The sequence below is a fragment of the bacterium genome (assembly GCA_019637795.1).
Taxonomy (GTDB): Bacteria; Desulfobacterota; Binatia; order HRBIN30; family CADEER01; genus JAHBUY01.
On record JAHBUY010000002.1, the window covers coordinates 308793 to 333651 of the forward strand.

Genomic DNA, 24859 nt, shown 5'->3' on the forward strand with positions numbered 1-24859 from the left:
CGCCCCGCATGAGCGCGCCGGCCGCCGGGGCGTCCGCCCGGCGATCGCACCGCTCGTCGCTGCTGCACTGCGGCGGCGCCTGCGACCTGCGCTGCGCGGTCTGCGACTGCACCGCGCCGCCGTCGTCGCGCGACGACGTGGAGCGGGCGCTGCGCGACGGCGGCGCCCGCCTGCTGATCCGCGGCGCCACCGAGCGCAGCCCCACCGTCGCCGCCGTCGTCCGCCGCGCCCGCGCCGAGGGCTATGCCGACATCGTGCTGCGCACCAACGCGGCCTGGTGCGCGACGCCCGCCGCCGCCGCGACCTTCGCCCGCCTCGGCGCCGACGCGGTCCTGGTGCCGATCTCGTCGCAGATGCCCGGCGTCCACGATCGCATCGCCGGCCGCCACGGCGCGCTGCGCGACACGCTCACCGGCATGGGGCATCTCGCCCGCATCGGCCTGGCGGTCGAGATCGAGGTGCCGATCCTGCCCCTGCGCCTGCAGAACCTGGCGGCCACGGTCGACCTGGCGCGCCGCGTCGTGCCGGCGCTGCGCGCCGTCCGCTTCTACGTGCCGTCGCGACGGCTGCCGCCGGTGCTGGCGCCGCCGTCGTGGAACAAGGCGGGCCCGGCGCTCGCCGCCGCCCTGCAGCGCTGCCGCGAGCTCGGCATCCGCGCCCGACTGGCCGCCGACTCCGGCGTGCCGCTGTGCGCGCTGCGCGATTTCCCCGATCTCTACGACGCCTACTCGCTCAACCCGCGGGCGCGCTCGTCGACCCGCGGCGGCTCGACCCTCGGCGCGGTGTGCCAGTCGTGCGCGGTGAAGGCGCAGTGCCCCGGGCTGATGTCGGCCTACCGCGCCGCCCAGGGCGAGCAGGGGCTGGCGCCGTTCCCGCGCAAGCCGGCGCTGATGTACGAGCAGCGCACCACCCGCCGCCGCGTGTGGACCGACGAGCAGCGCGCCGCCGCCTCGAAGGCCAATCTCCTGGTGCTGCGGCCGACGGTGAACTGCAACCAGGACTGCACCTTCTGCAGCGCCAACGAGACCTCGGCCAACGTCTGGACGCAGCACGACGAGATGCTGCGCGCCATCGCCCGCGCGGCGCGGCGGCGGGTGCTGCGCCTGTCGTTCTCCGGCGGCGAGCCGACCCTGTCCCGGCATCTCGTGACCTACGTCCGCTGCGCCTCGCGGCTCGGCATCAAGGAGATCGAGCTGGTCACCAACGCCGTGCTGCTGGCGCGCAAGGAGAAGGTCGACGAGCTGGTGGCCGCCGGGCTGACGCACGCCTTCGTGTCGCTGCACGCCCACGACGAAGCGCTGTCGCTGCAGTCGACGCAGAAGGTCGGCGACTTCGCGCGCACCGTGCAGGGCATCAAGCACCTGGTGGCCGCCGGCCGGCAGACGGCGCTCAATCACGTCATCACGGCGCGCAACTATCCCTACCTGCGCGAGTACGTCGACTTCGTCCGCGCCGAGCTCGGCGGCCGGGTGAAGATCTCGTTCGCCTTCGTCACGCCGCAGTTCAAGGCGCTCGACAACATCGAGGTCATGCCGCGGCTGTCGCTGGTGATGCCCTACCTGAAGCGCGCCCTGTACCGCGCCATCGAGATCGGGCAGCCGTTCAGCATCGGCTCGCGGCAGGGCATCCCGTTCTGTTTCCTCGACGAGTTCCGCGCCTGGTCCGACGGCTACGTGCTCCCCAACTCGGCGATCGCGGAGGACGCGCCGCAGAAGCAGCGCGGGCCGATGTGCGACGCGTGCCGCTTCGGCCGCTACTGCACGGGTCTGTGGCGGCCGTACGTGGCGCAGTACGGGTTCGACGAGCTGCGGCCGGTGCCCGGCCCGCCGTTGACCGAGGAGGAGCGGGTGTCGCTCAACGCCGGCTCGATGCCCGAGCCGTGGGGCGTGCCGCGCAGCTTCGACGAGGTGCCGGAGGTGGTGCGCGAGCGCGCCCTCGAAACCGGCCCGCCGGAGATCGGCACGCCGCCGCTCGCCGACCGCCTGCCGGCCTTCGTGCCGCAGCGCACCCGGCCGCTGCGCGTCGCCATGTTCGGCAGCGGCCGGCAGGCGCGGCGCCTGGCGCGCGCCGCGCGCACCGTGCCGGGGCTGTCGATCGACGCCGTCGCCTCGCCGCACGCGCTGCAGGCCGACCTCAGCGACTTCGGCGGTTGCCCGGCGTACGCCGACCCGGCGGCGGTGTTCGACGACATCCGGCCGGACGCGGTGATCATCGCCGCCGCGACGCCGGCGCACGAGCCGCTGGCGCGGCTCGCCATCGCCCGCGGCGTCCCGGTGCTGCTCGAGAAGCCGCCGGCGCCGAGCGAGGAGCAGGCGGCGGCGCTGCAGGCCGCGGCGGCGGCCGCCGGATCGGTCGTCGTGATGGCGCACAACGCCGTCCACGCCCCCGGCCTCGACCGCCTGCTCGCCCGGCCGCTGACCGCGGGCACGCTCTCGTACGTCGTCCGCCGCACCCCGGGGAGCCCGGACACGATGCGCACATGGAACCGCTCGTTCCTCTACGAGACCGCCTACCACCTGGCGTCGGTCATCGGACGCGCCTGCGGCGGCGGCATCGGCGACGTCGCGCAGGCGTCGTACCGCGGCGAGGGCCGGCCCGAGTACCTGCGCCTCGAGCTGCGCTACGGCGGCGCCGTCGCCGAGCTGGTGCTCGACTTCACCGCCGCGGTGGAGGAGGACACGCTGGCGCGCCGCGCCGCCGACGGCGAGCTGGTGTGGCGCCGGCAGGGGCGCGAGGTGACGCTCACCGACGCCGCCGGCGCCCACCCGGTCGAGCGCCAGGGCAACGACGTCGAACGCATGCTGACCAACTTCCGCGACGTGGTGCTCGGCGCCGCCGCGCCCGCCGCGACGCTCACCGAAGCCCTCGACGCGATGCGCACCGCCGGCCGCATCGTCGCCGCCCTGGCCGCGGCCGGGGCGCCGTTCGAACGCGCGACGGCGCCCAAGCACGTCGCCTCGCGCGCCCTCCAGCAGCCGCTCGCCTGATCCCGAGATCGATCTCCGACCGCGCGGGCGATCTGGTGTGCTGACGAGGCCTCGGCGCTCCCCCCGCCTCCGCCCGCTCCATCGACCTGGCGGAGGCGGACCTTGGGACTGTCGGTCCGGGACATCGTGCGCCCGATGCGCGCGCTTGCGAGCGTCGCGCGCCGCGCGCTAGACCTCGCGCCGACCGGTCGGGGGCGCGCACGCCGGCAATGTCCGATACTGCCAGTCAGGAGACATCGCCGGCTCGTCCGCGCCGCCCGCGCGGCCGGCGGGCGGACGCCGCGCTGGGTCTCCTGCTCTTCGCCGGGACGGTTCTCTATCTCGCCGCGCACCCCCTGAACCTGGGCACGCCGGACGAGGCCCACGGTCTCCTCTCCGCCATGCGGGTGTTGCACGGCGAGGTGATGTACCGCGACGTGTTCGAGCCCGCGACGCCGGGCTTCGTCCTGATGATGGCCGGGCTCTTCCACCTCTTCGGGGCGAGTCTGGCGACCGCGCGCCTGGCAGCCGCGCTGCTCCACGGCGCCACGGCGCTGCTGCTGTTCCTCGTCTGCCGGGGGCTCGGCGTGCGGCGCTCGCTGGCCTGGACGTGCGGCTTCGCCTCTCTCGTCGTCTGCCAGCCGATGTTCCCGATCGCCAGCTATCACTGGCTGGCGACGTTCCTGTGCGTGCTCCTGCTGGCGCTCTGCCTGCGCCCGGGGGCGGCGGCATCGCGCGCCCTCGTCCTCGGTCTCTGCGTCGGTCTGCTGATCGCCGTGCACCAGCAGCGCGGATTGAGCATGGGAGTCGGGGTCGCGGCCGTCTTGATCGCCGAACCGCTGCTCGCGCCGCGCGACCGGCGCGGGCCGGCCGGCGCGGCCGCGCGGCGAGCGCTCGTCGTCTTCGCCGCGGGCGTGACGCTGATCGTCGGCCCGCTGCTCGCCGCGCTGATCGCCACGGCCGGCTTCCAGCCGGTGTGGAATGCCCTCGTCGTCGTGCCGCTGGTCAACTACCGGCAATCGATCGGGTGCGCGTGGGGACTGGACATCGCTGGCGGCAGCCGATCGCCCGTTTCACCGTACCTGCGGTACCTGCCGGCGACGCTGATCCTCACCGCGCTGCCCCTGCTGGCGCGGTCGCGGCGCCAGCGGGACGGCGAGCGGCGGCGCGTTCTCGCCGTGCTGACGGCGCTCTGTGGCGCCGCCATGCTCTCGATCCTCTACTATCCCGACAGCATCCATCTCGCGCTCATCGCGCCGCTGTTCCTGGTCGCCTGGTCCGATGCGATCGAGCACGGCCTGCGACGGCTCCCGACCGCGGCGGGGCGCGCCGCCGCCGCCCTGGTGACCGTCGCCGTGTTGCTGGCCGGCGGCGCCGAGCTGTCCGACAACCTGATCGCCCTGCGCGCCCGCTACACGATCCCCTACCAGAGCGCGTTCGGGAGGATCGATCTCGACCGACCCAGCCCACGGGCATGGGCGGAGATCAGCGAACGCCTCGACGCCGACCCCGCGCGGGCGCTCTACGTCTACCCGCTCGCCAACTACCTGCATCTGCTGCTCGGCGCCCACAACCCCGTGCGCTTCGCCTTCATCGCGCCCGGCTACACCTCGCCCGATCAGTTGGATGAAATCGTCGCGGTGCTGACCGCCAGACGCCTCCCCTACGTCGTCGTGACGCCGAACGTGGCGCGCGCCGATGATCCGGTCGCTCGCTTCATCCGCGAGCACTACGCTCCGGATCCGACGCTGGCGCCGTCGCTCTGGCGCCGCAAGGCGGACGGCGCGAGTGGCCCGGGGGCCGCGACGCCCGGGCCGCTCTCACAGCGCCGAACCGCCGCCCGGCAGCCGGACGCGCAGGAAGTGCGTGCGCTCGGCCATCGGCAGACGCAGCAGGCGGCGGATCTGATCGCGCAGCGCCGCCGCGCTCTCCCGCTCGAGCGCGGCGAGCTTACGCTCGCGGCTTCCGCGACCGCCGCGCCGGCGGCGGCGTCCGGGCTTCCGCACGGGTGGCCTCCAGGATGGGTAGGACCGCCCGATCGCGAGGCCGATCGGCGGCGCGTTTGCTGCGAATGACGTCGTCGAGGCTGGCGACCAGCAACACCGCGCCGTCCAGCTCGAGGCGCTGCGCGCGGGCGCGCAGGGACGCGAACGAGCGCACGCCGTGGATGGTGGTCATGAAGTCGACCTGCACCCCGCCGTCGTCGTCGACGACGCGGAAGAGCGACGAGGCGGGGTAGTACGGACGCAGGATGGTGGCGCGCAGGCGGTCGGCGAACGCCTTCAGCTTGCGGATGTTGGTCGGGTTGGTGCGGAAGAGGAAGTCGAAGTCGAGGGTCGTCACCGGCGCGCCGTGCAGGGCGGCCGCCGCGTTGCCGATCAACACCGCCTCGAGTCGGCAGTCGGACAGCGCCGTGGCGATGCGGCGCAGAAGTGGCGCGGCATTCATCGCCGCGACGCTACCAGAAGCGCGCCGCACCCCACCAGCCGGCGTTGGTTGGACCGCGCCCGACACGACGAGACCGGCAACGGTCGATCGGGCGCCTCCGTCGGAATCGCCGGCGCTCGCTCAGGCGGGCGGCAGCGCCGCGCAGAGCTCGTCCCAGCGTCTGACGCGCGCATCATCCGCGCCGACGCAGTCGATCAGCCAACGGCGAACGTAGGCGCGGTCGAGCTGCTCCCCCTGCACGGCCAGGATGCGCTCGATGTCCACCAGGTCCTTGCCGCGAAAGAAGAGCAGCTTGAAGAGCGTCAGATCCTCCGCCGACAGGATCCGGATGGGCTGACCGAGGAGCGAGACCTCGACCGTGCGCCGGGCCGCCGACTCGTGCAGCGGAATCGAGACGACGAAGAGATCGACCGGCATGTCGCCATAGCGGGCGCGCACGTCCCCGCGCTCGCGCGCCGATCGCTCGGCTTGGGCGCGATCGAGCTCGACCCCGGCAGCCTGCAGCGCGTCGAGCGCCGGACCGATCCCCTCGGCTGGGAGGAACAGGTTCAGGTCGAGGTCCTGTGTGCCACGCGGCGCGCCCCAGAATCCGTATGCCACCGCGCCGCCGACGGCGTACGGAATTCCGACCCTGGCGAGAGCGCTGCCCAGCGAGACGGCCAATTCGGCCGGCGTCTCGACGCTCATGACCGCGACTGACGCCAGCGTGCCATGAGCGCGCTCCACTTGGCCTCGAAGTCCGGCGCCGGCGGATCGCGCCGCGCCACGATCGCGGCGCGATCCGGCCGCGCCGCCAGGATCGCGCGCGCACTGGCGCAGGCGCGGGCAACCCACTCGCCGCGCTCGGCCAGCGTCAGGTGGCGCACCGGGGCGACGTCCGGCTCGACCTCGTCGCGCAACGTCGCGCGCGCGCGGTCCAGGCGCTCCACCCACGCCCGAGTGCGCCTCCGCACGTCGTCCATGCGGGACCGTTAGCACGGCGGCTTCCCGGGCGCACCGGACGGCGCGCTCGCCGGGGCGCGCGCCTGGCCCAACGAACGAACCGCAGCGCCTCGGACCCGCCGCATCGGCCGCGCACCGCCGGCGACCGCGATGATCGATGGTCGAGGCACGGACGGGGGTTAACCCTGATGGGGAAAGTCCGAACTATCGCGCGCCATCGCGCGACGACTAGAGACGGTCGGCGTGCGGGAGGTGTCGGCATGGTCGATGAGGCTGCTGCTCGTGATCGCGTGCGGCGGATGCGCCATCCCGGTGCGCACTTCGTCGACCACGACCTACCATCTCATCGTCGCCATCGGGGTGGTGGCGGTCAGTGACCCCGAGCACACCGCTGCCGTCGTCACGCGGGCGCAGTCGCTCGGCGTCGCGGTCAGCGACCGTCCCGGCTTGAAGCTCGGCGTCGGCTACGCCTCCAGCACCGTGACCAGCGTCAGCGAGGGGGCTGAGGACGTTCGCATCGAAGCCGCCGATCGTCCCTTCGGGCCGCTCACCATCACCGTCGACAAGGCCGCGCTCGCGCCGCCCGCGACGCCGGCTCCCTGACTCATCGCCGACCAACTGGAGGTCCACCATGCGCGCCACGCCGCTTCCCCTTCTCGTTGCCTGTTGGCTTTGGCTGCTCGCTGCCACCGGCTGCGCCGGACGGCACGCGATCGTCGCCGCCACCGGCACCAACATCGGCGTCGAGATCTCGGAGAACCCACAGACCCAGGCGCCCTATGCCAAGCTCGGCTACCAGCGCACCGAGTGGGCGATCGTGCCCACCAACCGCACCGGCGAGAAGGGCCCAGGAGATACGGAGCACAGCGCCAAGGACCACGGCGAGGTGCTGATGGAGCTGCGCTACGGCGGCATCTTCGATACCGGGCCGAGCAGCGGCATCTACCAGCGCCTGGCGATCGGCCGGACCGCGGTGACGCAGCCAGGGGCCGCCTTCATGTTCGCGCGCGACGCCGACGGCGGCATCAATTCCACGACCGCCGCCGCCCTGCAGAGCGCGCTCACCATTCCCGTGGTCGAGAGCGACGTCGTTCGGAAGCAACTGGAGATCGGCCGCAAGCACGACTGCAAGGCGGCGAACGCGGCGGTGGTCGATGCGGCGATCATCGCCACGGGAAAGTGGACTACCTACGACGACTTCCGCGACGGCATCCCACCAGCCACCGCCAGCGACGTCGATGCGATCCTCGCCGCGATCGCCGACGTGAGCTGCACTTGAGGAGACGCCCACATGGCAGTCACCGTCCGGACGCTGACGCGTCGCATCCCCCTCGATCCGCCGACTGATCTCAAGGACCGCATCGAGACGCTCTGCGATCAGATGGCGACCGGCAACCAGGGGCGCCGCCTGGTGGCCACCTTCACCGTCGGACCGCAGCTCATCCTGGTGTTCCAGATCGCGCCCGACAACCAGACGCCGGCCTGACGCCGCACCGCGCGATCCCTCTGTCCGCTGTGCGCGGAATGCTCAGCGCGGCGCGGCGGCGACCGTTGGTGGCGGCAGCCCACGGCGGGCGGCCAGGCGCGGGCCGTTGAGGATCGGCTCGAGGCCGTCCGCCAGGCGGGCGGCGAAGAAGCGATGGCCCTTGGGCGTCGGGTGGCCGTCGCCCTGAATGCAGAGGTCGCCGCGGCGATAGGTCTCGAAGTCCAGGCCGGAGGAGACGCGCGCCGCCCCCAGCGCGGCGGGCGCGATGTCGTCGAGTCCCTGGAAGCCTTGGGCCCAGAACTCCCAGAAGACGACGGCGAGGCCGCGCTGTTCCACGTCGCGCGCCAGGGCGCGCAAAGGCTGGCGGAGGTACTGCTCGCGATCGGCGTCGCTGGTCCAACCCGCCGTGCGCACCTGCCAGGCGTTGAGGAGCCAGCGGCCGGCGGCGAAGGGCAGCAGCGCCTGGGCGAGCGGCGAGCGATGGATCTCCATGAGGCGGTAGTTCATGTCGCGGTGGCCGGTGAACAGGTACGAGAAGACGACGATGTCGGGATCGAAGCCGCGCCCGTAGGCGTCGTAGGTGCGGAGGTTCGAGGGCAGGTAGTTCATCGGGTTGCCGAAGTTCTGCACCTCGAACACGCGCTCGGGATGGCGCGCCGCGAGCTCGCGCGCCAGCGCGCCGGACAGGTCCTCGCCATCGTCGACCCCGGTGCCGAAGACCATCGAGTCGCCGTAGAGCTGGATGCGAATGGTGTCGGGGCGGGCCCGCGTCAGGGGCACGTCGGGGCCGCGGAACCCCATCGCGTTGAGCTGGACGTCGTGCTCGCGGCCGGTGGCGTCGCGCTGCCGCGGATTGGTGAGGACGCAGATATCGCCGGCGCCGCAGCGGTAGGCGTCGTAGCTCAGGTCGGCGCGCCAACTGTCGCGCCCGTGGCCGGTCAGCAGCAGGACGATGGCGAGCCCGGCGAGCCCGCCGCCCACCGCCGCGACGGCGCGCAGGACCGATCGCCGCACGCGCCACGTCATCCGGCCGGCGGCGCGGCCGGGCCGGTGATCTCGTACAGCGTGATCGGCATCGACGCCATGTACCACGGGGCCCGGGTGACCGCCGGGCCGGTGACCAGGCGGTGGTGGCGGAATTCGATCGACCGCGAGGCGATCGGGCGCAGCGCGAAGCGTTCCTCGATGCCCCGGCAGGCGATGGCCGGATGGCCGTCGAAGCCGTGGTAGCAGTACGGGCCGCGCAGATACGTCCAGCAGCCGGCCGGCGCCCCGGCGGCGTCCAGCAGGTGGCTCGCCGGAACGATGCGCAGCTCGGGAAGATCGCCGGCGGCCGCCGCCTCGGCGGCGATGTAGCGGTAGCGGTCGGCGATCTCGATGCTGACCCGCTCCGGGCCGTCGTCGGGCACCGCCACGCCGCACCCCGCCGGCACCTGGCGCAGGAGGTCGCGGATCGCCGACTCGGAGGCGACGTGGCCATAACGGCGGGCCAGGTACTCGCGCGCGCCAACGGGCACCGCCGCCAGCGCCAGCACGAGCGCGGCGTATGCGGGCCAGCGGCCGATGGCGCGGGCCGGCAGCCGCGCCAGCGCCCGGTCGAGCGCCACGCCGGCCATCAACGCCAGCCACCCGAACGCCGGGATGCCGTAGCGCACCGTCTCGAGGTGCGTGCCGGCGGGGTCGGGGAACAGGCCGCGCAGGTAGACCGGCACCAGTGCCGCCGCCAACCCGGCGAGCACCACCGGCAGGGCGCGGCGGCGATACAGCGTCCAGACGGCGAACGGCGCCGGCGCCCACAGCCACGGCGGGATGAGCAGCGGCGACCACGCCAGGTCGCCCCAGGGCACCCAGCCGAGCGCGTCGAACGGCGGCACGCTGCTCGACCCCAGGCCGGCGGTGGGGCTGGTGACGATGGCGTAGGCGCGGAACCCGACCGCCACCAGCAGCGCCGCCGTGACCGTCCACACCGCCGGCCGCGCCCACCAGCGGCGGGGAAGGCGCAACGCCGCCACCGCCACCGGCAGCAGGCCGAGCGCGCCCTCCGGCCGGCACCACATCGCCCACGCCGCCAAGGCCAGACCGGCGGCGTAGAGGTCGACGCGCCGGGTCCGCCCCGCCGCCAGCACGCAGGCGACGGCGGCGAGTTGCAGGCTCGACAGGACGCCCTCCAAGTGGTCGCTGCTGGTCAGCACGGCGTGCGCCGGCAGCGCGGCGAGCATGACGCCGGCGAGCAGCGCCGCCCCGAGCGTGAGGTCCAGCTCGCGCGCCAGCCACACCAGGAGCGCCGGCGCGAGCAGCGCCAGCAGGCGCGGCACGAGCATCGCCTGCCACATGAAGGCGGACCACGCCGGCGGCAGCAGGTGGACCAGGACGGCGACGCCGCCGTAGCCTTCGACGTAGCGCATCAGGCGCGTGTAGCCCGAGCCGCCGTCGGTGAGGATGTTGGCCTGGGTCAGTCCGAAGCGGACAACGGCGCTCCAGGCGAGCACGGCGGCGCCGGCGAGCAGCCAGGCACGCCCCGACCCGTCCGCGGTCGGCGTGGCGCCGCCGCCGCCCCAGCCGGTGGTGCAGAACGCCACCGTCAGCAGCGCCAGCACCATGCTGGCGGTCGCCGCCGCCTCGCCGGCGGTGAACGGACCGTCGCGCCACGAGTCCGCCAGGCGCTCGATGCGTCGCTCGCGTCGCGCATCCGGGCTCGCGCCCGCCGACTGGGCGGAAACGACGCCGGCGAGCAGCAGCCCGAGCAGGGCGATCGCCGCCGCCGTGGCGACCTGACGGCGCCGCCGGCGCGCCGACCCGGCGAGCGGCGGCCGACTCAGGTTGTGGCCAGCCATCGACGCTTCCAGGCCAGCAGCACGGCCAGGTTCCACAGCGGCTTGTAGAGATTGGTGGCGCCGTCGCGATACTGTCGCAGCAGGCGCTCGACCGCGCCACGGTCGAGCAGCCCGTCGCGATACGACGACGGATCGAGCAGCAGCTCGTTGAACCAGTCCGCGAGCTCGTGGCGGATCCAGCGCGACACCGGCAGCCAGAAGCCGTGCTTGGCGACCCAGCGACGCCCGCCGAGCGCCCGGCGCAGGATCCACTTCCGCCGCAGGCCGTGCAGCTTGTACGACGACGGCAGGCGCGCCGCGAGCTCCGCCAGGCGCCGATCGAGGAAGGGGCTGCGGATCTCCAGCCCGCGCGCCATGCCGGCGCGGTCGAGCTTGGTGAGGATGTCGCCCTCGAGATAGATCGCGGTCAGGACGCGCAGGGCGCGGTCGACGGCGTCGGCGCCGTCGACCGCGCGGACCTCGGCGAACAGATCGCCGCCCGGCGCCGCGGGGAAGAGGGCGCGGATCTCGCTCGGCCGATGGCTCATCGCCCAGGCGAGGCTGCGCACCTCCGCCGGCTCGCCCAGCGCCCGCGATGCCTGGCGCAGGCGGAAGCTGGTGCTGAAGTGCCGCTCGCCGACCGGCCAGCGCGCCGCCAGCCAGGCGGCGGCGTGGCGCTTCAGCGGATCGAGGACGCGCGTCGCGGCGTCGAGGCGATCGGCGAGGAAGGAATCGTAGCCGGCGAACATCTCGTCGGCGCCGTCGCCGCTGAGCACGACCTTGACGTGCTCGGCCGCCAGCTCGCTGAGGACGTAGGTGGGGAGGACGGCGGCGTCGGCCAGGGGTTCGTCGAGCTGGTCGGCGAGCCGCTCGAGCGTGTCGACGAGATCGCCGGCGCGAAAGCACCGCACGTGGTGACGGCTGCCCACCGCCGCCGCCGCGCGGGCGGCCTCCTCGCTCTCGTCCCAGCCGCCGTCCTCGAAGCCGATGGTGAAGCAGTCCGGCGGCGCCTCGGGCATCGCTCGCGCCGCCGCCTGCAGCACCAGCCACGAATCGTTGCCGCCGGACAGGAAGACGCCGATCGGATCGTCGCTCATCAGGCGCGCCCGCACGGCGCGCTCGAAGGCCTCGCGCACCTGCGCGCACGCGGTGTCGACGTCGATCGGCTGGCCGGCCGGCGGCAGGCGCCAGTAGCGCTCGAGGCGCAGGGCGCCGCCCTCGGCGACCAGGCGATGCGCGGCCGGCAGGCGGCGCAGGCCGCGGAAGATCGACCAGGGGCTGGGGACGTAGTCGAGCAGGAGATAGCGCGCCAGGGCCTCCGGCTCGACCGCCGGCGCCGCGCGCCGCGCGGCGAGGATCGCCTTCGGCTCGGAGGCGAAGAGCAGGCGCCCGTCCTCCTCGCCGTAGTACAGCGGCTTCTTGCCGAAGCGATCGCGCGCCAGCAGCAGGCGCCGGCAGGCGCCGTCCCACAGGGCGAAGGCGAACATGCCGTCGAGGCGCTCGACCACGTCGACGCCCCAGGCGCGGTAGCCGTGCAGGATCGCTTCGGTGTCGCAGCGGGTGCGGAAGACATGGCCCGCCGCCTCCAGCTCGCGCCGCAGCTCGAGGTGGTTGTAGATCTCGGCGTTGGCGACCAGCCACACCTCGCCGGCCTGCATCGGCTGGGCGCCGCCGGCGACGTCGACGATCGCCAGCCGGCGATGGCCGAGCGCGATGCCGCCGTCGACGTGCTGCCCGGCGCCATCCGGACCGCGATGGCGCAGGCGGGCGGCCATCGCCTCGACTGTCGCCGCCGCCACCGGAGCGCCGTCGAGGCTGAGGACGCCGCAGATGCCGCACACGCCGGGTCTACTCCACCGCCGGACGCGTCGAGCGCAGGCGCAACGCCACCACCGCCACCATGCCCAGCCCGACGATCACCAGGCTGGTGCACGCCAGGATGACGCAGGCGAGCAGCGCCGCGCCGCGGCTGGCGCCCCACCAGGGCACCGCCAGCATCCCCAGCAGCGGCACGACGGCGGCGAGCAGGAAGAGCTTGAGCGGGTTGTGGCGCAACACGACCTCCGCCAACCCCTGGCCGACCTGCAGGGTCTGTCGCAGCACCCGGATCTTCGAGCGGCCGACGCGCGGCCGGTACTCGATGGCGCGGTAGTGGATGAAGGCGCCGCTCAGCGTCATGATCAGCGTCTGGGTGGTGGTGAAGGAGAAGCCGCGCGGCAGGTCGGGAAAGAGCGGCAGCACGTCGCGGCGGCGAAACAGGCGCAGCCCCGAGTTGGGGTCGGGAATCCACTGGCCGGCGACGAAGCTGGCGAGCCAGAGAAAGGGCGAGCGCAGGCGGCGGGCGCGATAGTGCACGCCGGTGCGGGCGCCGACCACCAGGTCGTGCTCGGCCATCAGCGGCAGCAGCTCCGGCAGGACCTCGATCGGATACGTCCCGTCGCCGTCGGTGATGGCGATCAGCTCGTGCCGCGCCGCGACGATGCCGGTCTTCAGCGCCCGGCCGTAGCCGGCGCGGGTGGGATGGCGGAGGACGCGCGCGCCCGCCGCCTCGGCCTCCGCGGCGGTGGCATCGGTCGAGCCGTCGTCGACGACCAGGATCTCCAGCGGCGTCGCGCTGCCGGCGAAGGCGGTGGCGATGGCGCGGACGGTGGCACCGATGCTCGCCGCCTCGTCGTGGGCGGGAACGATGACCGTCAGGCCGTTCGCCGGCGGCAGCGCGCTCACACGTGCGCTCCCACGACGCTGCGCAGCACGCCGCCGCCCTGTCGGGCGAGCGTCGACCAGGGCGTGTGGGTCAGCAGCCGCGCGACGCGCGACGGATGGAGGAAGAAGGACAGCACCGCCCAGCGGAACAGGCGCCGCAACTCGGCGGCATCGACCTGGGCGAAGCTCTTGGCCTGCGCCGACACGTCCTGCTGCGACAGATCGCCGGCGGTCACCCTGCCGGCCGCGATCAACTGATCGCGCAGGTCGGTCGCCAGCCGGGGCGCGTAGAGATTGAACGACGCGTAGTCGAGCGGCAGGCCGCGGGCGAAGCGGATCGTCGCCGCGATCTGCTCCCGCGTCTCGTCCGGGCTGCCGAGCACGAAGTGGCCGCAGGCGCGGATGCCGAGATCGCGCGCCGTCTGCAGGATCTGGCGCGTCCGCGCGTGCTGGACGGTCTTGCCGAGCTTGCGCCCGACCGCGGCATCGCCGGTCTCGACGCCGACCAGGATCACCTCGCAGCCGGCGCGCGCCATCAGCCGCAATGTCTCGTCGTCGAGCACGTCGAGCCGGCATTCCGCCGACCAGCGCAGCCGCAGCCCGGCGTCGACGATGCGCTGGCAGAGCTCCTGGGCGCGGCGCCGCGTCGGACCGAAGGTGAAGTCGCGCACGTACACCTCGGCGACCCCGAGCTCCTGGATGAAGCGCAGCTCGTCGATGACGTCGTCGAGCGCCCGCTCCTGCCCGGGGAGATTGCGCGAGGCGCAGAAGGTGCAGGGAAAGGGGCAGCCGTAGCGGGTGAGCACGGTGGTCGAGCTGCGCCAGCGGGTGAACGGCAGGCGATAGCGGGTGAGCGGGAAGAGATCGTGCCGCGGCCGGCCGTAGCGCAGGGGGCCGTCGGTGCGGACCGGGCGGACGGTCGGCGAGCCGCCGTTGCGCAACACCACGCTGCGCGCCGCGGTCGCGTCGCCGGCCGCCAGCTCGATCAGCGTCGGCTCGGCGAAGTGCTGCAGGAAGCCGTCGAAGGCGCGGCTCTGCGCCAGGGTCTCCAGCGGCGCGAAGGAGGCGACGTCGCCGAGGCCGTAGACGCGGGCGCCGGTGCGCTCCTTGAGCGCGGCGAGGAAGCGGTCGTCGTGCTGCAGCGAGACCGCGGAGGTGAGCGAGAACACCGTCTCGGGCTGGCAGGCGACGGCGCGCTCGAGGGCCGCGGCGGCCGGCAGGTCGTCGGCGATGGCATCGAGGACCTGCAGCTCGTGGGCGGCGTCGAGCAGCCCCGAGAGGACCAGCAGGTCGACCGGCGCCCACAGGTAGTCCGCCTTGGTCACCTCGCCGCAGGCGTAGTCGCGCAACACCGGCCGCCCCGGGGCCGGCGGATTGAGCAACAACACCCGCGCCATCGCCCAACACCTACTGCGCGGCTCACGGTTCCGCAAAGCGGAATTCTGCCCCGCAGGCCCCTGCCCGCCGGTGATCCCGGGCGCCTCGCTCCGAGCCCCGGGCGCGGGGAACGACGGCCCTCCCAGCCGTCTCCCGGCGGCGCGCGGACCGGCGGTCGCATTCGCGCCCGACCACGCCCACGCCCGCCCCGTCCGGATGCGGCGCCTGGTGATACGACCGACTTAGGGTAATCCCTAATTGAATTATCATCTCTGCCTTCGCTACTGGTGCGGTCCGATCCGCTGCGGGTGTGGGTGACGCAGTCCGTCGCGGCGGCATCGCATCGGGGGATCGCTCGCGAACATCAGAGGCTGTCTGGCTGCGAACGAGCGGCGTTCGCATCCATTTTCGCGCGGAGGGGGAGCGAGTCCGCGCATTTCTTTCTTTCCATCTCATCAAGGGAGGTCGGCAACGATGCGGCAGTGGCAGACTATTCTGGCAGGAATCGGCTTTGGCGCGGTGTTGATCGCCGGCACCGTCGGCCATGCGGCCGGCGCCGTCGACCTGGTGTCGGCGCGCGCGGCGGCGGGCAGGGGAAACGGCAACGTCGTTGCCGGCGACTACAAGATCAGCGGCAACGGTCAGTTCGCGGTGTTCACGAGCTATGCGACCGATCTGGTGAACGGCGTCGCCGACAGCAACGGCACGCAGGACGTGTTCGTGCGCGATCTCGTCGCCGGCACCACCAAGTTGGTGAGCGTCAACAGCGCGGGGACGGCGAGCGGCAGCGGCTATTCCTACGCCCCCGCGATCAGCGCCGACGGCCGCTACGTCGCCTTCGGGAGCTACGCCAGCGACCTCGTCGGCGGCGGCCTCGATAGCAATGGAACGCTCGACGTGTTCGTGCGCGACATGATGACGGGCACGACCGCCCTGGTGAGCATCAACAGCGCCGGCACGGCGAGCGGCAACTCGGCCTCGCCGTATTCCGCGATCTCGATCAGCGCCAACGGTCGGTACATCGCCTTCGATAGCTGGGCGAGCGACCTCGACGGCGGCGGAATCGATACCAACGGCACGGTGGACGTCTTCGTGCGCGACATGGTGGGCGGGACGACGACCCTGGCGAGCGCCAATGCGACCGGCACCGCGAGTGGCATTTCGTACTCCTCTGCGCCGGCGCTGAGCGCCGACGGCAACGCCGTCGCGTTCCTCAGCTATGCCACCGACCTCACCACCGACACGGATCTCAATGGCAATCAGGATGTCTTCGTGCGCCAGCTCGGGCTCGGAATCACCAAACTCGTCAGCGCCAACAGCGGCGGCTCCGATACGGGCAACGGCTTTTCGTACAGTCCGGCGATCAGCGGCGACGGCAGTTACGTCGCCTTCGCGAGCTATGCGGACGACCTGGTCTCTGGCGGCATCGACACGAACTTCAGCTCCGACGTCTTCGTCCGCGACGTGCTCGCCGGGACGACCGCGTTGGTCAGCATCAACAGCGGCGGCACCGCGAGTGGAAACTACTGGTCGCCGAATACCGGTAACGCGATCTCGATCAGCGCCGACGGGCGCTACGTCGCGTTCGACAGCTATGCGAGCGATCTCCACGCGGCGGACACGAACGGCACGGTCGACGTCTTCGTGCGCGACCTGGCGTTCGGCACGACCGCTCTCGCCAGCCTGAACAGCGCCGCCACCGCCAGCGGCAACTCGTTTTCGGGCGCGCCGATGCTGAGCGCCGACGGGAGCACGGTCGCCTTCGTCAGCTATGCGTCGGATCTGGTCGCCGGCGGGCTCGACAGCAACGGCAACCAGGACGTCTTCGTCCGCGACCTCGGTACCAATACGACGAAGCTGGCCAGCATCAACCACGCGTCGAGCGCGAGCGGAAACGGCTATTCCGCCTCCCCGCTCGCCGTCAGCGCGGATGGCCAACAGGTGTTGTTCTTCAGCTACGCGCCGGACCTCGACGCCTTCGGGACAACCGGCGCGGGGGATCTGTTCGTGCGCGATGACGGCGCGGCGTCCACCAAGGTGGTGAACGCGACGGCGGCGGGGGTCAGCGGCAACGCCGCGGCGGCGGGCGCTGGAGTCAGCGCGGATGGCCGGTACGCCGTGTTCGTCAGCGTCGCCAGCGATGGCTCCCCGAGCGACCACAATGGAGCCACGGATGTGTTCGTCCGCGACCTGTTCACCGGCGCGACGAAACTGGTCAGCGTCGACGCCAGCGGCACGGAGCCGGGCAACGGCGCCTCGGACACGCCCACGATCAGCGCCGACGGCCGCCTCGTGGCGTTCCGCAGCTCGGCGAGCAACCTCGTATCGGGAGGGATCGACACCAACAACACCACCGACGTCTTCGTCCGCGACCTGGTCGCCGGAACCACGACGCTGGTCAGCGTGAACAGCGGCGGCAGCGCCAGCGGCAACAGCTCGTCCTCCGCGCCGACGATCAGCGCCGACGGCAAGCATGTCGCATTCGCCAGCTACGCCGGCGACCTGGTCGGCGGCGGGCTCGACAGCAACGGCAACCAGGACGTCTTCGTCCGCGACCTGGCCGCCGGCACGACGGCGCTGGTCAGCATCAACAGCGCCGGCACGGCGAGCGGCAACGGGTACTCGCTCTATTCTCGGCTGTCGATCAGCGCCAACGGCCAGCGGGTCGCCTTCGACAGCTACGCGAGCGATCTCGTCGGCGGGGGAATCGACACGAACGGCACCGTGGACATCTTCGTGCGCGACCTGGTGGCCGGCACCACGACCCTGGCGAGCATCAACGCCGCCGCCACGGCGAGCGGCAATTCGTTCTCCTATGAGCCGGCGCTCAGCGCCGACGGCAGCGCGGTCGCGTTCGTCAGCGTTGCCAGCGACCTCACCGCCGACCCGGACGGCAATGGGACCTACGATGTCTTCCTGCGCCAGCTCGGCCCGGGGACGACCAAGCTCGTCAGCGTCAACAGCGGCGGCACGGGAACCGGCAACGGCTATTCGGCCAGTGCGGCGGTCAGCGCCGACGGTCGCCAGGTCGCCTTCGTGAGCTACGCCAACGACCTGGTGTCGGGCGGAATCGATACGAACTTCAGCCAGGATGTGTTCGTCCGTGACGTGAGCGGCGGGACCACGCGCCTGGTCAGCATGAACAGCGCGGGCACCGCCAGCGGCAACAGCTACTCGGGGAATGCCGCCCCGCGCATCAGCGGCGACGGCCAGTTCGTGGCCTTCGACAGCTACGCCAGCGATCTCGTGGCTGGCGGCATCGATGCCAACGGGACGTTGGATGTGTTCCTGCGCGATGTCGTGGCCGGAACGACCGTGTTGGCGAGCCTCAACGGGTCCGGCACCGCGAGCGCGAACGGACAGTCGCGGGAACCGGTGATGAGCCCGAGCGGACTGTTCGTGATCTTCAACAGCGACGCGACCGATCTCGTCCTGAACGATCGCAACGGCCGTCAGGACGTGTTCCGGTTCACCGGCGAGCTGTGCGCCGCCGCGCCGCGCCCCTCCTGCAAGCAGCCGGCGGTGTCGGCAAAGGCCCTGCTGCAGCTCAAGAAGAACCTCGACAGCGGCAAGGACAAGCTGGGATGGAAGTGGCTCAAGGGCGACGTCACGCCGCTGGCGGAGTTCGGCGATCCGCTCACCGAAACGTCCTATGCGCTGTGCGTCTACGACCGCACCGCCGGCGTGCCGGCGTTGAAGCTGAACCTGGTCGCCCCGGCGGGCGACACCTGCGGCGCGAATCCGTGTTGGAAGGCGGTCGGCGGGGGCTTCGCCTACAAGGACAAGGCGGCGACCAATGACGGACTGTCCAAGATGCTGCTCAAGGAGGGGGCGACGCCCGGCAAGGCCAAGATCCTCGTCCTCGGGCGGGGCGCCGGTCTGGGAATGCCCGCGCCGGTCGGCCCGGGGCTGCTGGCCCAGGACACCAGCGCCACCGCGCAACTGGTGAACAGCGCCGGCGCCTGCTGGGGCGCCGAGTTCTCGGCTCCGGCGACCAAGAACTCCGCGGCGGCGTTCAAGGACAAGGCCGACTGAGCGAAGGCGAGGGCGGCACGCCACCAGCGCGTGCCGCCCTCGCAGCGCCGCACGGGGACGCAGCCGGGGATCGAGCCTGGCGGGCCTGGCACGGAAAGCCCACGGTCGAAGCCAATCAGCGCCGATCGGCTGTCAGCCTCGATACGACAAAACACCTTCACCACGGAGGCACGGAGACACGGAGGGCGCAGCGTCGCAATGGCGGGTGGATGCGATCCCTATGGCCATTGCTGATGGCGTTGGGGATCTCGCCCCCGAACCCCCTCTTGTCCAGCTTACTCCGTGTCTCCGTGCCTCCGTGGTGAAATGTTTTCGTCAGATCGAGGTTCGCTTCTGGGGCCCGATCCCGGCATCCCCTCTACGCGGCGCTGCTCAACTGCGGCGCGCCGGCGGAGCGGATCGCTTCGTAGGGCGGCGCCGGCTCGACGCGGAGCTGGCGGCGGACCTCGTCGAGCGGCAGCGACAGCGCGGCCTCCCAGTCGTGGGCGGGCAGCCAGGCGGCGCGGCGGCCGCGGCGGAAGCCGTCGACGATCAGGCGCCGGGCCTCGCCGCGACCCGCCTTCAGCCAGGCGACGGCGACGATGAAGCCGACGCCGGGGTTGCGGGTCTGGGCGAAGCTGAAGGCGAGCAGGGCCGCTTCGCCGACCAGATCGCGGCCGAAACCGGTGACCACGTGCCAGAGGTCGTGCGAGTCGCGCAGCCGCTCGCCGAACAGCCGGCGCTCGGGGCCGTTGTCGACGCGGCTCTCCTGCATGCTGGCGGCGACCAGGCCGTCGGCGGTGATCTGCTCGCGGTGGACGAAATCGGCATAGATGCGGCCGAGGGTGCCCGGCGGCAGCGCCACCAGCGCGGCGCGGTCGCTCAGCGTCGCCAGCAGCGAGCGGCGCTCGCGCAGGATGCGGGCGCCGACCGGGTCGCGGCGGAAGCGCTGGAAGATGCGCTCGCCGGAATTGCCGGACAGGGCGTCGATGATGCGGAACACCTGGCCGGTGTCGTCCGGATTGCTGATCAGGGCGCGGATGGCGCGCCAGGCGTCGAGCGGGCGGATGCGTCGCTTGCTGGGTCGCTGCTCCATCGGCTACCTCCCGGATGCGCCTCGAGGATTAACTGACAGAGCTGTAAGTAGTTGATGCCCCTGCCTCGGTCAAGAACGAAGAACGGCAGGCGCCGCGCGGCCGCCGCGCCACGCCGCCGGCGCTCCGCGGACGACGCCAAGCGGGCGATTCTCGACGCCGCCGAGGCGCGCGTCGCCTCGGGCGGCCCGGCCAGCGTGCGCCTGCAGGACATCGCGGCCGACGTCGGCGTGTCGCATCCCGCCATCCTGCACCACTTCGGCAGCCGCGAGGATCTCCTGCGGGCGGTCATGGAGCGCGCCCTGGCGGCGCTGCGCGCCGATCTGCTCGCCACCCTGACCACCACCGGCGAGGCGCACATCGACGTCACGGCGCAGATCGAACGCGTCTTCGACGTGCTCGGCGGACACGGCCAGGCGCGGCTGATGGCCTGGTTCGCGCTGTCCGGCGCGCCCCCCGAGCGGGGGCGCGATCAGGCGTCCGATTTCTTCATCCGCGAGCTCGCCACGCTCGTCCACCAGCGACGGATGGCGCGCTATGCCGAACAGGGGCGGCGGCCGCCGGCGGACGAGGACACGCTGTTCACCATCCTGCTGGCGGCCCTGGCGCTGCTCGGCGACGCGCTGCTCGGCGCCTCGGCGCGCGAGAGCAGCGGCCTCGACGATCCGGCCGCGGGGCGGCGCTTCCGCACCTGGTTCGCGCAGTTGCTGGTCGCCCACCTCGACGGCGGCGACCTCCCCTGACCCTCGGGGCGCGCGACCGCTGGGCGAGCCGCCGGCGGCGGTGGGATGCCGCGCGCCATCCCACCGCCGCGAACGTCGCGGCCGCGTCAGCTCAGCCGCACTTCTTCAGCTTGGCGTCGGTGCAGCTCCGGAACGTGTCGTCGACCGAACCGTCGCCGCCGTAGTCGACCTCGATGCCGCCGCTGCTGGTGAAGCTGACCACCGCCTCTCCCTCGTCGACGACCACCCGCAGCGCGCCGCCGATCGCGCAATCGCCGTTCGCCGGGTAGCTGAGCGGCTCGATGGTCTCGAAGGAAACCGGGCCCGTGCACTGGGTGTCGACCGACCCGGCCGCGTCGACCAGCGAGCTGCCGTCGGCGGCCAGGGTCACCGTCTCGGTGACATTGAACGAACCTTTGACATTGCGGCCGCCACCGCTGGCCTCGATGGTGGCGTCGACCACGACCCCGAACGGCTGCCCGACCGGCAGCGGCACCCCGGGACAGCTCCCCGGCGAGTCGATGCCGATGGTGCCGTCGATGAAGGTGCGCGCGCCGCCGGCGCTGGTGGTGCAGCCGGCGAAGGTGAAGCTGAGCTGACTGCCGTTGGCGCCCGGCGTGCAGCCGGTCTGGATCGTGCCGCCGCTCAGGCAGGGCACGGCGATCGGCGGCAGCGAAATCGCGGCCCGTCCGGCCGTCACCGCCCGGCTGCCGCCGCCGGCGAAGTCGGACAGCGAGGCGACGCTGCCGAGCACGCCGGAGAGGAACTTCTGCACCTTCGGCGCGCCGCTGAAGCTGCCGCCGCCGGGGGTGTTGGTCGCCTGCGGCACCCGGGTCGCCGTCGGGGTCAGGGTCGGCCCGCCCGGCGTCACCGTCGGCGCCGCCACCGTCGGGGTGCGCGTCGAGGTCCGCGTCGCCGTCGGCTTCGGCGTGCCGCCGCCATTGTTGTTGCTGTCGCCGCACCCCGCCGCGCTCACCAACAGCGCCGCCAGCACCGGTACGGCCCATCCCATCTGTCGCATCCGCTCCCTCCAATCGGGCGGGCTCCCCGCCACGCAGTGATTGCCGCAGGAGTCTCCCGCGGCTTGCGTCTGCTGCGTTCGATGCGAGTGAACGGCGTTCAGGACTGCTGAACGGAGGTGGCGGAGCGTGGGGGGCGATGGGCTCCCTGGCCGCGGCCGGGCGCGACCGGCCGCTCTCAGAGGACGCAGCGGACGCCGCCGCGGTCCATCTCGGCGACGCACTTGTTGCAGGAGATGCAGCGCGATCGGGTCGCCTCGCCGCGCTGCATGCGGGCGATCAGGTCGGGATCGGCGATCAGGGCGCGGCCCATGGCGACGAAGTCGAAGCCCTCGCGCATCGCCGTCTCGAGATTGTCGAGCGAGAGGATGCCGCCGAGCAGGATCAGCGGCACCCGCACGGCGGCGCGCACGGCGCGCGCCTGCTCGAGGAAGAACAGCTCCTCGAACGGATACTCGCGGATGACGCGGCGGCCGAACCAACGCAGCACCTGGCGCTGCAGGGGGCTCTTCTCGACCTCGATCATCTCCCGCAGCGGCCGCTGGCCGCGGAAGAGGTAGAACGGCGTCCGGCTGGTGAAGCCGCCGCTCAGCTCGATGGCGTCGACGCCGGCCGCTTCCAGGCGCTGGGCGACGCCGACCGCGTCGTCGAGCTCGAGGCCGCCGCGGAAGCCATCGCGCAGGTTGGTCTTGGCGATGATCGGCACCCGCGGACCGACCGCCTCGCGCACCCGCGCCAACACGGCCAGCGGCAGCCGCATGCGGTTGTCGAGGCTGCCGCCCCACTGGTCGCGGCGGCGGTTGATCGCCGGGCTGAGAAACTGGCTGAGCAGGTAGCCGTGCCCGAGGTGCAGCTCGACGGCGTCGAAGCCGGCCAGCATCGCCAGCTCCGCGGCGCGTCCGAACTCCTCGACCACGGTGGCGATGTCGGCCGCCGTCATCGCCCGCGCGAACGGCATGCCGGCCATGGCGCCGTAGCCGTTGAAGGTGCGCGACGGCCCCAGCGGCCGCCGGCCCATCGCGCGGTTCTTGCTGAAGTAGCCGCAGTGGCCGAGCTGCAGCGAGGAGGCGGCGCCGGCGCCACGCACCGCGGCGGTGAGCTCGCCGAGCGCCGGGACGATCGCCTCGCGCAGGTACATCTGCTCGCCGAAGGTGCGGCCGTTCGGGGACACCGCGCAGTAGGCGACGGTGGTCATGCCGACGCCCCCGGCGGCGATGGCGCGGTGGTGCTCGGTCAGCGCCGGCGACGGCACGCCGCCCGGCGTCATGCCCTCGTAGGTCGCGGTCTTGATCACCCGGTTGCGCAGCGCCAGGCCGGCGAGCGTCGCCGGACCGAACACCCTGGCACGAGCAGCGGCGGCATCCATCGAGCGGAGAGCACTACCACAGAGGGCCACGGAGGAGCACGGAGGGCGCGCGGTGGCACCGGGAGCGGGGCGGTGCTAGCGACTCGCCGCATGAAGGGGAACCTCGGACGCGGGCTTCTGTGCGTGGCCGTGCTGCTGTCGGCCGGCTGCGGGAATGGCGGCGATCATCGCGCCGCCGCCACCGCGACGGCGGTCGCAACCGGCACGCCGCCGCCGACGGCGACCGCGACCATGCCGCCGAGCGCGACGCCGTCACCCCCGCCGCCGGCCACCGCCACCGTCGCCGCGAGCGCGACGGCCACCGCCAGCGCGTCGGCCACGGCCACGACGACGGCGACGGTGACGGCTCCGCCGACGCCGACCGAGACGGGGTCCCTCGTGTTCGGGCAGCCCGGCGCGATCGCCGCGCCGGCCGGGCGTGGCAGCTTCCGCTTCGGCGCCGCCACCGCGGCGACGCAGATCGAGGACCAGAACCCGACCACCGACTGGTACCTGTGGACGGCGCCGGCGCCGGACGGCCTCGGCCACGACACCTTCGTCGGCGACGCGGTCCAGGGCTACTCGCGCGCCATCGACGACGTCGAGTTGCTGCGCAATCTGCACCTCGACTCCTACCGCTTCAGCATCGAATGGGCGCGCGTCGAACCGCGGCGCGACGTCATCGACGAGTCGGCGCTGGCGCATTACGACGCCGCGATCGACGCCCTGGTCGCTGCCGGCATCCGACCGAACGTCACCGTGCACCACTTCGCCAGCCCGGTGTGGGTCGACGATCCCCGCCATCTCGACTGTCCGGGCGGCCCGACCGACGCCAACCTGTGCGGCTGGGCCGATCCGGTCGGCGCCGAGCAGATCATCGCCGAGCTCGCCGCCCACGCCCGCCTGCTCGCCCAGCGCTACGGTGATCGCGTCGACGACTGGGCGACCTTCAACGAGCCGGTGAACTACCTGCTGGCGAGCTACGGCATCGGCCAGTTCCCGCCCGGCCGCACGCTGCTGATCGCCGACTTCGGCGCGGTGATCACGGTGGTGCGCAACGTCCTGCGGGCGCATGTCGCGATGTACGATGCCATCAAGGAGGCGGACCAGATCGACGCCGACGGCGACGGCGTCGCCGCCAACGTCGGCCTCACCCTGAACGTCGCTGAGTGGCTGCCGAGCCACGCCAACGCGCCGAGCACCCGCCCGGAGGACATCGCCGCCGCCGAGCGCATCCGGTACGTCTACCACCACGTCGTCCCCGACTCGCTGCTGTTCGGCGGCTTCGACGCCGATCTCGACCAGGTGCGCGAGGAGAGCCACCCCGACTGGACCGGGAAGCTCGACTGGCTCGGCGTCCAGTACTACAGCCGCCAGGGCGTCAGCGCCGAGCCGCCGCTGATTCCGGTGCTCAACCTCATGGTGTGCATCGGCGACCTCGACTTCGGCACCTGCGTGCCGCCGCCCGACCCGACGCACTGGGTCCCGGCCATGCGCTACGAGTACTACGAGCCCGGGATCTACAACGTCCTCACCGACTTCGCGCGGCGCTGGCCGTCGCTGCCGCTGACCGTCACCGAATCGGGCCTGGCGACCGAGAACGGCACCCGCCGCGCCGAGCACGTGGTGCGCTCGCTCGAGCAGATCCACCGCGCCCTCGACGAGGGCGTCGACGTGCGCGGCTACTACCACTGGAGCCTGATGGACAACTTCGAATGGGCGCAGGGGTTCGTGCCGCGCTTCGGCCTGCACCGCGTCGACTTCGCCACCTACGCGCGCACCCCCACCGAGGGCGCCACCGTGCTGGGCGAGATCGCCGCCGCCCGCCGCATTCCCGCCGCCATGCGGGCCCGGTACGGCGGCCTCGGCCCGATGTCGCCGGAGCCGTGAGCGGCGCCCCCCCAGCGAGGGCCACGCCGGCGCAACGGAC

General features: G+C 72.7%; 18 protein-coding genes. 8 read left to right on the forward strand and 10 right to left on the reverse strand.

Going from position 1 to position 24859, the window contains the following annotated elements; all coding sequences use genetic code 11:
• Nucleotides 1–8: 8 nt before the first annotated feature.
• Nucleotides 9–2987, forward strand: a complete 2979-nt coding sequence (locus tag KF840_06655) for a radical SAM protein (protein ID MBX3024572.1) — start codon at nucleotides 9–11, stop codon at nucleotides 2985–2987.
• A gap of 209 nt (nucleotides 2988–3196) precedes the next feature.
• Nucleotides 3197–5041: a hypothetical protein gene (locus KF840_06660; GenBank protein MBX3024573.1), complete on the forward strand. Its 1845-nt coding sequence runs from the start codon at nucleotides 3197–3199 to the stop codon at nucleotides 5039–5041.
• A 493-nt stretch (nucleotides 5042–5534) separates the two neighbouring features.
• Here the strand turns inward: KF840_06660 and KF840_06665 are convergent, their stop codons facing one another.
• Together KF840_06665 and KF840_06670 are read right to left on the reverse strand one after the other, a co-directional pair.
• Nucleotides 5535–6101: a hypothetical protein gene (locus KF840_06665; GenBank protein ID MBX3024574.1), complete on the reverse strand. Its 567-nt coding sequence runs from the start codon at nucleotides 6099–6101 to the stop codon at nucleotides 5535–5537.
• Nucleotides 6098–6376, reverse strand: coding sequence for a hypothetical protein (locus tag KF840_06670; GenBank protein MBX3024575.1), 279 nt, complete (start codon nucleotides 6374–6376; stop codon nucleotides 6098–6100). The genes KF840_06665 and KF840_06670 overlap by 4 nt, the downstream gene beginning before the upstream one ends.
• Before the next feature lie 223 nt (nucleotides 6377–6599).
• Here KF840_06670 and KF840_06675 point away from each other — a divergent pair, with 223 nt between their 5' ends.
• From KF840_06675 to KF840_06685, 3 genes are read left to right on the forward strand one after another with little or no spacing between them, the layout of a single operon-like run.
• Nucleotides 6600–6959: a hypothetical protein gene (locus KF840_06675; GenBank protein ID MBX3024576.1), complete on the forward strand. Its 360-nt coding sequence runs from the start codon at nucleotides 6600–6602 to the stop codon at nucleotides 6957–6959.
• Between the two features lie 28 nt (nucleotides 6960–6987).
• Nucleotides 6988–7635, forward strand: a complete 648-nt coding sequence (locus KF840_06680) for a hypothetical protein (protein MBX3024577.1) — start codon at nucleotides 6988–6990, stop codon at nucleotides 7633–7635.
• A gap of 12 nt (nucleotides 7636–7647) precedes the next feature.
• Nucleotides 7648–7842, forward strand: a complete 195-nt coding sequence (locus KF840_06685; protein MBX3024578.1) for a hypothetical protein — start codon at nucleotides 7648–7650, stop codon at nucleotides 7840–7842.
• A 42-nt stretch (nucleotides 7843–7884) separates the two neighbouring features.
• On the opposite strand, the gene KF840_06690 is transcribed toward KF840_06685, so the two are convergent.
• Genes KF840_06690 through KF840_06710 form a run of 5 tightly spaced genes read right to left on the reverse strand, consistent with a single transcriptional unit; the run spans nucleotide 7885 to nucleotide 14755 of the window.
• Nucleotides 7885–8856, reverse strand: coding sequence for a hypothetical protein (locus KF840_06690; protein MBX3024579.1), 972 nt, complete (start codon nucleotides 8854–8856; stop codon nucleotides 7885–7887).
• Between the two features lie 8 nt (nucleotides 8857–8864).
• Nucleotides 8865–10676, reverse strand: coding sequence for a hypothetical protein (locus KF840_06695; GenBank protein ID MBX3024580.1), 1812 nt, complete (start codon nucleotides 10674–10676; stop codon nucleotides 8865–8867).
• Nucleotides 10658–12496, reverse strand: coding sequence for an asparagine synthase (glutamine-hydrolyzing) (gene asnB / locus KF840_06700; protein MBX3024581.1), 1839 nt, complete (start codon nucleotides 12494–12496; stop codon nucleotides 10658–10660). Before asnB ends, KF840_06695 begins: the two co-directional genes overlap by 19 nt.
• Before the next feature lie 7 nt (nucleotides 12497–12503).
• Nucleotides 12504–13379: a glycosyltransferase family 2 protein gene (locus KF840_06705; GenBank protein MBX3024582.1), complete on the reverse strand. Its 876-nt coding sequence runs from the start codon at nucleotides 13377–13379 to the stop codon at nucleotides 12504–12506.
• A complete protein-coding gene (locus KF840_06710; GenBank protein ID MBX3024583.1) occupies nucleotides 13376–14755 on the reverse strand; it encodes a radical SAM protein in 1380 nt (459 codons plus the stop codon). The genes KF840_06705 and KF840_06710 overlap by 4 nt, the downstream gene beginning before the upstream one ends.
• Before the next feature lie 454 nt (nucleotides 14756–15209).
• On the opposite strand from KF840_06710, the gene KF840_06715 reads away from it, so the two are divergent.
• Nucleotides 15210–18770, forward strand: a complete 3561-nt coding sequence (locus KF840_06715) for a PD40 domain-containing protein (GenBank protein MBX3024584.1) — start codon at nucleotides 15210–15212, stop codon at nucleotides 18768–18770.
• Nucleotides 18771–19128: 358 nt separating this feature from the next.
• Here KF840_06715 and KF840_06720 read toward each other — a convergent pair whose 3' ends face one another.
• Complete coding sequence (locus KF840_06720) at nucleotides 19129–19845, reverse strand: hypothetical protein (GenBank protein ID MBX3024585.1); 717 nt, start codon at nucleotides 19843–19845, stop codon at nucleotides 19129–19131.
• A 54-nt stretch (nucleotides 19846–19899) separates the two neighbouring features.
• On the opposite strand from KF840_06720, the gene KF840_06725 reads away from it, so the two are divergent.
• Nucleotides 19900–20586: a TetR/AcrR family transcriptional regulator gene (locus KF840_06725; protein MBX3024586.1), complete on the forward strand. Its 687-nt coding sequence runs from the start codon at nucleotides 19900–19902 to the stop codon at nucleotides 20584–20586.
• Between the two features lie 91 nt (nucleotides 20587–20677).
• On the opposite strand, the gene KF840_06730 is transcribed toward KF840_06725, so the two are convergent.
• Nucleotides 20678–21577, reverse strand: a complete 900-nt coding sequence (locus KF840_06730; protein ID MBX3024587.1) for a hypothetical protein — start codon at nucleotides 21575–21577, stop codon at nucleotides 20678–20680.
• Between the two features lie 185 nt (nucleotides 21578–21762).
• A complete protein-coding gene (locus KF840_06735; protein MBX3024588.1) occupies nucleotides 21763–22950 on the reverse strand; it encodes an NADH:flavin oxidoreductase in 1188 nt (395 codons plus the stop codon).
• Nucleotides 22951–23040: 90 nt separating this feature from the next.
• Between KF840_06735 and KF840_06740 the strand changes: the two genes are divergently transcribed.
• A complete protein-coding gene (locus KF840_06740) occupies nucleotides 23041–24819 on the forward strand; it encodes a family 1 glycosylhydrolase (GenBank protein MBX3024589.1) in 1779 nt (592 codons plus the stop codon).
• Nucleotides 24820–24859: the final 40 nt, after the last annotated feature.

What these genes read in the sequence shown, in the direction of transcription:
- KF840_06670 (MBX3024575.1), bottom strand. Translation starts at nt 6,376, where the DNA reads ATGGACGACGTGCGGAGGCGCACTCGGGCGTGGGTGGAGCGCCTGGAC.
- KF840_06715 (MBX3024584.1), top strand. Translation starts at nt 15,210, where the DNA reads ATGCGGCAGTGGCAGACTATTCTGGCAGGAATCGGCTTTGGCGCGGTG.
- KF840_06720 (MBX3024585.1), bottom strand. Translation starts at nt 19,845, where the DNA reads ATGGAGCAGCGACCCAGCAAGCGACGCATCCGCCCGCTCGACGCCTGG.
- KF840_06665 (MBX3024574.1), bottom strand. Translation starts at nt 6,101, where the DNA reads ATGAGCGTCGAGACGCCGGCCGAATTGGCCGTCTCGCTGGGCAGCGCT.
- KF840_06710 (MBX3024583.1), bottom strand. Translation starts at nt 14,755, where the DNA reads ATGGCGCGGGTGTTGTTGCTCAATCCGCCGGCCCCGGGGCGGCCGGTG.
- KF840_06655 (MBX3024572.1), top strand. Translation starts at nt 9, where the DNA reads ATGAGCGCGCCGGCCGCCGGGGCGTCCGCCCGGCGATCGCACCGCTCG.
- KF840_06695 (MBX3024580.1), bottom strand. Translation starts at nt 10,676, where the DNA reads ATGGCTGGCCACAACCTGAGTCGGCCGCCGCTCGCCGGGTCGGCGCGC.
- KF840_06740 (MBX3024589.1), top strand. Translation starts at nt 23,041, where the DNA reads ATGAAGGGGAACCTCGGACGCGGGCTTCTGTGCGTGGCCGTGCTGCTG.
- KF840_06685 (MBX3024578.1), top strand. Translation starts at nt 7,648, where the DNA reads ATGGCAGTCACCGTCCGGACGCTGACGCGTCGCATCCCCCTCGATCCG.
- KF840_06735 (MBX3024588.1), bottom strand. Translation starts at nt 22,950, where the DNA reads ATGGATGCCGCCGCTGCTCGTGCCAGGGTGTTCGGTCCGGCGACGCTC.
- KF840_06660 (MBX3024573.1), top strand. Translation starts at nt 3,197, where the DNA reads ATGTCCGATACTGCCAGTCAGGAGACATCGCCGGCTCGTCCGCGCCGC.
- KF840_06725 (MBX3024586.1), top strand. Translation starts at nt 19,900, where the DNA reads ATGCCCCTGCCTCGGTCAAGAACGAAGAACGGCAGGCGCCGCGCGGCC.
- KF840_06730 (MBX3024587.1), bottom strand. Translation starts at nt 21,577, where the DNA reads ATGGGATGGGCCGTACCGGTGCTGGCGGCGCTGTTGGTGAGCGCGGCG.
- KF840_06680 (MBX3024577.1), top strand. Translation starts at nt 6,988, where the DNA reads ATGCGCGCCACGCCGCTTCCCCTTCTCGTTGCCTGTTGGCTTTGGCTG.